At 69.4% G+C, this 6943-nt stretch carries 6 protein-coding genes; 5 read left to right on the top strand and 1 reads right to left on the bottom strand.

Features of this window, described 5'->3' with window-relative positions:
• From RWP81_RS01940 to RWP81_RS01920, 5 genes are all read left to right on the top strand, one after another.
• On the top strand, positions 1–205 hold a 205-nt coding region (locus RWP81_RS01940), incomplete at its 5' end, for a hypothetical protein (protein ID WP_314451717.1).
• Positions 202–1719 carry an SCO6880 family protein gene (locus tag RWP81_RS01935; RefSeq protein WP_314451715.1) on the top strand — a complete coding sequence of 506 codons (1518 nt, stop codon included), beginning with the start codon at positions 202–204 and terminating at the stop codon, positions 1717–1719. The genes RWP81_RS01940 and RWP81_RS01935, both read left to right, overlap by 4 nt.
• A gap of 362 nt (positions 1720–2081) precedes the next feature.
• Positions 2082–3701 carry an ATP/GTP-binding protein gene (locus RWP81_RS01930; RefSeq protein ID WP_314451719.1) on the top strand — a complete coding sequence of 540 codons (1620 nt, stop codon included), beginning with the start codon at positions 2082–2084 and terminating at the stop codon, positions 3699–3701.
• A gap of 55 nt (positions 3702–3756) precedes the next feature.
• Complete coding sequence (locus RWP81_RS01925) at positions 3757–5658, top strand: TraM recognition domain-containing protein (protein ID WP_314451713.1); 1902 nt, start codon at positions 3757–3759, stop codon at positions 5656–5658.
• Positions 5651–6334, top strand: a complete 684-nt coding sequence (locus RWP81_RS01920; protein WP_314451711.1) for a DUF4913 domain-containing protein — start codon at positions 5651–5653, stop codon at positions 6332–6334. The genes RWP81_RS01925 and RWP81_RS01920 overlap by 8 nt, the downstream gene beginning before the upstream one ends.
• Here RWP81_RS01920 and RWP81_RS01915 read toward each other — a convergent pair.
• A complete protein-coding gene (locus RWP81_RS01915) occupies positions 6331–6918 on the bottom strand; it encodes a hypothetical protein (RefSeq protein WP_314451709.1) in 588 nt (195 codons plus the stop codon). The genes RWP81_RS01920 and RWP81_RS01915 overlap by 4 nt on opposite strands.
• Between the last annotated feature and the right edge of the window lie 25 nt (positions 6919–6943).

Here is a 6943-nt window from a genome sequence, read left to right as displayed (position 1 = left end):
GGGTGCGGGAGCCGGCGCTGGCGCAGCCTCGGGCGGCGCAGCGGCCGGGGGAGGCGCAGCAGCGGGCGGAGGCGCAGCAGCGGCGGGCGCTGGGCCGGTCGGGGTGGGCCTCATGGTCGCCACGAAGGCCGCTGAGGGCGCGAAGAACGCAGCAGGAGCGGTCAAGGCCGCCACGGATGACGCAACGGGAAGCGGTAACTCATGACCACCACAACGCCCACGCGCAGCGCTGAGGCGCCGCGCACGTACGGCAACTGGCGTCGCCCGCAGACCGCGGGACTCGGCGGCCTCGGACAGCTCGCCACCGGTGTGCTGTTCGTCGGCATCCTCTCCTCGATCATCGCGTCGATGTTCTCCGGCCTCGGCGCCGCGCTCATCACCGCGGGGATCTTCGGCGGGATCTTGCTGACGGTTTCGGTGAAGGACAAGCACGGGCAGAGCGCCCTCGGAAGGACGGTGAATCGCGTGAACTGGATGCGCACGAAGGCCAAGGGAGCGAACATCTACCGTTCCGGTCCCACGGGTCGAGCGAAGTGGGGCACCTACCAGCTCCCCGGCCTGGCTGCGGCGTCGCAGCTCACCGAGCACGAAGACTCGCACGGCCGCAAGTTCGCGCTCGTGCACATTCCCTCGACCAAGCACTACACCGTCGTGATTGCCACCGAGCCGGACGGTGCGGCCCTGGTCGACCAGGAACAGGTCAACAACCAGGTCGCGGAGTACGGCATCTGGCTCGCCAACCTCGGCGACGAACCCGGTATCGAGGCCGCCTCGGTCACCGTCGAGACGGCACCCGACACCGGCACGCGCCTGCGCTCGGAGGTGGAAGGGTCTATGGACCCCGACGCCCCCGAGTTCGCACGCGCGATGCTGTCGGAAGTGGTGGACAGCTACCCGGTGGGATCGGCCACGATCCGCGCGTACATCGCGGTCACGTTCTCGTCGCTGTCCCGCATCGGCGGGAAGCGCCGCAACGCGAAAGAGGTCGCCGCCGACCTCGCTGCACGTCTGCCCGGACTCACCACCAGCCTCGCGGCCACGGGAGCGGGCGCCGCTCGCCCGCTGGGCGCGCAGGAACTGTGCGAGGTTGTGCGGGTCGCTTACGACCCCGCTGCCGCCGTCCTGATTGACGAGGCGCGCGCCGCAGGCGACGTGCCGGAGCTGTCGTGGACGGACGTCGGCCCCGCCGCCGCGGATGCCCGATGGGACACGTACCGTCACGACGGAGCCGTGTCGACGTCGTGGACCATGACGTCTCCGCCGCGCGGTGTCGTGCAGTCGGGCATCCTGGCTCGCCTGCTCGCCCCGCACCGCGACGTCGCCCGCAAGCGCGTCACCCTGCTCTACCGCCCGATCGACCCGGCCCGCGCCGCGGCGATCGTGGAGGCGGACCTGAACGCCGCACAGTTCAACAGCTCGGCCTCGACCAAGCCGACGGCCCGCTCAACGCTCTCCACCCGCTCCGCCCAGGCGACGGCGGCTGAGGAAGCATCCGGCGCGGGCCTGCTGAACTTCGGTCTGATCGTCACCGCGACCACGACCGATGCCGCGCACGAGGCCGACGCCCGCGCAGCGATCGACTCGCTCACCGCCGCGGCGCGTCTGCGCGTGCGGCCCGCGTTCGGATCGCAAGACACCGTGTTCGCCGCGGGGCTGCCGCTGGGGCTCGTGCTCCCGCGGCACCTGCGCCTGCCCACCGAAGTGAGGGAGTCCCTGTGAGCATGCTCACCCGCCTGTTCTCGTCCAACAGCGACGACGACCTCGAGCCCGAAGAGGACACCCTGCCTGACGGTGCGACCGCCGCGGCGCACGGCGACACCGCGGGGGAGGAGCTGTCAGCTGACGGCCTGCCCACCGGCGCGGTGTCGTCCGCGACGCCGGCCACGCTCGACCCGTCGACGCCCTCACGTCGAGCCGTGCGCGCGCAGAACGATGCGCCGCCGACGCTCGACGTCGCGGCACGTCCCACGCTGTCGCGGCAGGCGCCCGCGCGCGGTCGCACCCGGCGCCGGCAGGGCAAGCGTGTGGAAATCCCGCACGGCGGGAAGAAGGACAAGCAGGGCACGGCGCTGCGCCGGCCGATGCGTCCGAGCATCCGCGGCTGGCTCGGCCGCGGCGGCGGCGAGGCCGTCAACGTCACCGCGGCCGACGAGTTCCGCGGCACGACCGTTCAGGTGTGCGGGCTCTACCCGTTCTCGGTCGGCACCGGAACGCCGATGATCGGTGTCCCGCTGGGTAAGAACCTTTCCACGGGTGCGTCGGTGTGCTGCGACCCGATCAGCTGGTTCCAGCGCGCGCAGCTCATCTCGAACCCGTCGATGTTCGTTCTCGGTAAGCCCGGCCTGGGCAAGTCGTCGCTGACGCGCCGCATGGCCGCGGGCCTTGCGGGCTACGGCACGATCCCGCTGGTGCTGGGCGATTTGAAGCCCGACTACGTGGACCTTATTCAGGCGCTTGACGGCCAGGTGATTCCGTTGGGCCGTGGCCGCGGATACCTCAACATCCTCGATCCCGGCGAGGCGTCGGAGGCCGCGCAGCGGCTCCGCGACGAGGCCACCCGCTCGCTCGAGCACGCCGCCGAGCTCACGCACCAAGTCAACGCCGCCGACCCCACCGACGACACTGACGAGCTGGCCACGGAAGTCGGGAAGCTCCGTAAGCACGCGGCGAAGGTGCAGCGTCTCGCGCACCAGGTCCTCGCGGACGCGCACGGCCGCCGGCACACGATGATCGCGGCGTTGCTGACGATCCTCCGCTCTCAGCCACCGACCGACCGCGAAGAGACAATCATCGACCGGGCATTGAAGTACCTGGACGAGCATCACGACGGCGTCCCCGTCCTCGCGGACCTCCTGCGCGTCATCCAGGAAGCACCCGACGAGATTCGACAGGTCGCCCTCGACCGTGGCGACATCACCCGCTACAAGGCGATCACGGAGGACCTCGAAGCCTCCCTCATCGGTCTGACCACCGGTGGGCGCCTCGGCGAGGTGTTCTCACAGCAGACGACCACTCCCATGCGACGGGACCGCCCCGTCGTGTACGACGTGTCCTCGATTGACGACTCTGAGGGCGACCTACAAGCGGCGATCCTGCTCGCCTGCTGGTCCGCCGGGTTCGGAACCGTGAACGTCGCCTCCGCCCTCGCTGACGCGGGGCTGGAGCCACGCCGGCACTACTTCGTGATCCTGGACGAGCTGTGGCGGGCCCTGCGCGCCGGCCGCGGCATGGTCGATCGCGTCGACGCCCTCACCCGCCTGAACCGCGCCCGCGGCGTCGGCCTGGCGATGATCTCGCACACGATGAGCGACCTCCTGGCGCTGGCATCGGCGGAGGATCAGATGAAGGCGAAGGGCTTCGTGGAGCGTTCCGGCATGGTGATCTGCGGCGGCCTTCCCGGCGCGGAAATGCCGCTGCTGACGTCCGCGGTGCCGATGTCGGTCGCGGAACAGGGGATGCTCACCAGCTGGCAGGACCCGCCTGCCTGGGACCCGGTATCCGGTCACGAGTCCGAGCCTCCCGGTCGCGGGCGCTTCCTCATCAAGGTCGGTGGTCGCCCGGGCATCCCCGTGCGCGTTGAGCTGACCGCGGCGGAGAAGGACGTCAACGACACCAACAAGCTCTGGCACGCGACCTCGCGCGCCGGGCGAGCGGCGGAGCCGCTACCGACCGATCCGATGAACGTCGAGATTCTGCCGTGATCCTCGTCGCCGCACACACGCACGCACTCGCCCCGATCAGCACGGAGGAATACCCATGAGCGTCACCGCCAACAACCGGCGTCGCGAGCCGGGGAAAGCCAACAACGATGCTCTGATGCTCGGCGGCGCCCTCGCGGCGATCGCCGTCGTCGGCATCGTCTGGGTGTCCGTCGCGCTCGGCTCCCAAATGGACGGGGTAAACGAGGGCCTGTCGAAAGATCCCTTTGAAATCATCAGCGGATTGGCGAGGGGCACCGTCACCTGGTCGACGTCCGCGACGGCGATCGCTCTGTCCGCAGTCGGGCTCATCCTCACCGTGGCGCTGTGGTTCCTGTACCTGAAAGCGGCCGGACGGAAGCGGCGCGCGAACGTCGATCACGCCGCGCGTTATATGGCGACGGAGCGGGACCTGGCGCCGATGCTTGCGAAGGAGGCGATGAAGAAGTCCAAGCGGCTCGGCGTGGAGGGCTCACCGGGCGTGCCGGTGGGGCGTCTCGTGTCGACCGGGAAGATGGTCTACGCCTCGTTCGAGGACATGATCACTGTCGTCGCCGGCCCCCGCGTGGGCAAGTCGACCTCGCTCGTCATCCCCGCGATCATCGCCGCGCCGGGTGCCGTGGTGACGACCTCGAACAAGCGCGACGTGCTCGACGCGACCCGCGATGTGCGAGCGAAGGACGGCCCGGTGTGGGTGTTCGACCCGCAGCGCGTAGCCCGCGAGGACGCGACGTGGTGGTGGAACCCGCTGTCGTACGTCACCGACGACACCCGCGCGGCGAAGCTCGCGCAATATTTCGCGTCCGGCTCGCGGGCGACGGATGCCAAGACGGATGCGTTCTTCGACGGCGCCGGTCAGAACCTCCTTGCTGGGATGCTGCTCGCGGCCGCGGTCGGCGGGCGTCCGATCGCTCAGGTGTTCTCGTGGTTGACGGACTCCACCGATGAGGAGCCGGTGCGGCTGCTGCGAGACGGCGGCTACCCGATGATCGGTGACGCGGTGCTCGGCATCATTCAGTCCACCGACAAGCTGCGCGGATCGGTGTACTCGACGGGGCAGGAAATGGCCGCGTGCTTGAAGAACACGCAGGTCGCTGACTGGGTGAACCCGCGCGGAGCGTCGGACCCCCGCCCGCAGTTCGATGCCGCCGACTTCGTGCGCGGCCGCGGCACGCTGTACTCGCTGTCCAAGGAGGGCGCCGGCACCGCCGGCCCCCTCGTCACCGCTCTCACCGCCGCCACCCTCGAGGCGGCAACCGACCTCGCAGACACCTCACCCGGTGGGCGGCTGCGGACCCCGCTGGTGGGCATCCTGGACGAGGCGGCGAACGTGTGCCGGTGGCGGGATCTGCCCGACCTGTACTCGCACTTCGGCTCCCGCGGCATCCCGATCATGTCGGTGTTCCAGTCCTGGTCGCAGGGCGTGGCCGTGTTCGGCCGCGAAGGCATGCTCAAGCTGTGGAGCGCGTCGAACGCGTTCCTGTACCTCGGCAGCGTCAAAGAGAACGACTTCCTGCAGAACGTCTCCGAGCTGGTCGGGGACTACGACCGGGAGACGACCTCGGCCAGCTACAACAAGGGCGTGCGGTCGACGTCGACGGCGCTCAAGCGTGAGCGCATCCTGACCGTCGATGAGCTGGGCGCGATGCCCCGCGGCCGCGCGGTCATGCTCTCCACCGGCGCCCGGGCAGCGCTACTGCGCACGGTCCCCTGGTACGAGGGCGCGAAGGATCAGGTCGCGGCGATCAAGGCGTCGATCGCTGCTCACGACCCGGCGGCCACTCCCGCGGCGTCGTCCGTCGTGACGGCCTCGACGTCGGCGCCGGTATCGCCGGTCGACCTCGCACCCGCACCCGCACCGGTGCCCGCGGCCGCGCCGGCAGCACCGCCGATCGACCTGGCTTCCTCGATGCGAGCGCTGCTGGAACGCGAGGACGCGAAGGACCGCACCGATGGATGACATTGATCCGCTGGACTCCGACGAGTTCGACGCCGTGACACCGGCACAGGGGGGCTCTCCAGCAACGGGGAGCCCCCTCGGGGTTGCGGACGGCATGAGCTCGGCGGTGGAGAACGCGCTGGGCGCGCTCGACGTCGACGCGCTCGTGGCCGACGCTGCGACAGCTGTCGTCACGCAGCTCGTCAACAACCTGGCGAAGGAGGCGCTGAGCGCCGCTCTGACGCCCGAACGGCTCGAACAGCTCCAAGAACACACGGCCTCCGCTGTTGAGCGCGCATTCGAGCCCGCAGCCGCTGGCGAGGACACGACGGCCGACGAGACGGTCTACGGCTCGGTGGATGAATGGCTGCGCAAATACTGGCGATTCACCTACCGCCGGCGCGTGTCGGCCAAGGGCACCGGTACGGGCCGGTGGAAAGCCGAGTGGTGGAACACCGACGAGGCCGTGCAGCGCCTCGAAACGCTGTGGCGCGGGTGGGAGGCGGCACGCCTGGACCCGGGCCTGGGCACAAGCGCCTGGTGGATTAACCACGCCGACCCACACATGCGAATCCTGCTCGCCGTCGACGGCCCGTTCGCGGACGCGAAAGATGAGAACCGGGTCGGGGAGCCCCTGCCGTATCAGCGGCCCCCGGATCACCTGTTCCCACCGGACAAGCAACCCAGCACCAGCTAGGGGCCGCTCTCTGCGAAGTACCCGCCGGAAGCTATGGCGTCGGCGCCGGCTCCCAAAGCCTCCTGCCTGAGAAGCCTCTCGGCAAAATCGGCGGCTTGCGCCACGCAATTTGAGTACGCCTCCCGCCGTTCATCAGTGTACGTACCGAACCCGAAGGGGCGCTCTCCGTATTCGTCGTCGCAACGCGCTCTTAGCTGCTCGTACTGCGACAGAGACACGTTTGGAATCGAAATTTCGCCGCCAGCGAGGGCGTCAGCCGCCGCATCGGGCAATTCCACCGGCCCGCTGTCGGAGAGAACGTCCGCGGCCCATCTCCGCAAAGCAATCTCTGCGTCGCGGGTCTGCTCCGGCGCATCCGATTCTGGGAGCTCCCGAGACAACGTGTTTATCGCGAGCTGGACATAAGCCGCATCACTGGCTCGATCGCTGGTCACATCAGCGCTCCAAAACGCCACTCCTGCGGCGAGGACAGCCCCTGTGAGAGGGATTGCCGCGACTTTGGCCCATTCCAGCGACCGTGACGTGTACTGGCTCGGTTCGGACGTGACCGGCCTCTTCGTGCGCAACCTGATTGTTCTTGCCACCTCCGCATTCTGCCGGAGGCTCCAA

The sequence above is a fragment of the uncultured Microbacterium sp. genome (assembly GCF_963521695.1).
GTDB lineage: Bacteria > Actinomycetota > Actinomycetes > Actinomycetales > Microbacteriaceae > Microbacterium.
Note: the sequence above shows the minus strand (reverse complement) of the source record. Positions and strands in the feature narration are given on the sequence as shown.

Bases quoted from the DNA above. Each gene is read 5' to 3' on its own strand.
- RWP81_RS01925 (WP_314451713.1), top strand. From the start codon at position 3,757: ATGAGCGTCACCGCCAACAACCGGCGTCGCGAGCCGGGGAAAGCCAAC.
- RWP81_RS01920 (WP_314451711.1), top strand. From the start codon at position 5,651: ATGGATGACATTGATCCGCTGGACTCCGACGAGTTCGACGCCGTGACA.
- RWP81_RS01930 (WP_314451719.1), top strand. From the start codon at position 2,082: ATGCGTCCGAGCATCCGCGGCTGGCTCGGCCGCGGCGGCGGCGAGGCC.
- RWP81_RS01935 (WP_314451715.1), top strand. From the start codon at position 202: ATGACCACCACAACGCCCACGCGCAGCGCTGAGGCGCCGCGCACGTAC.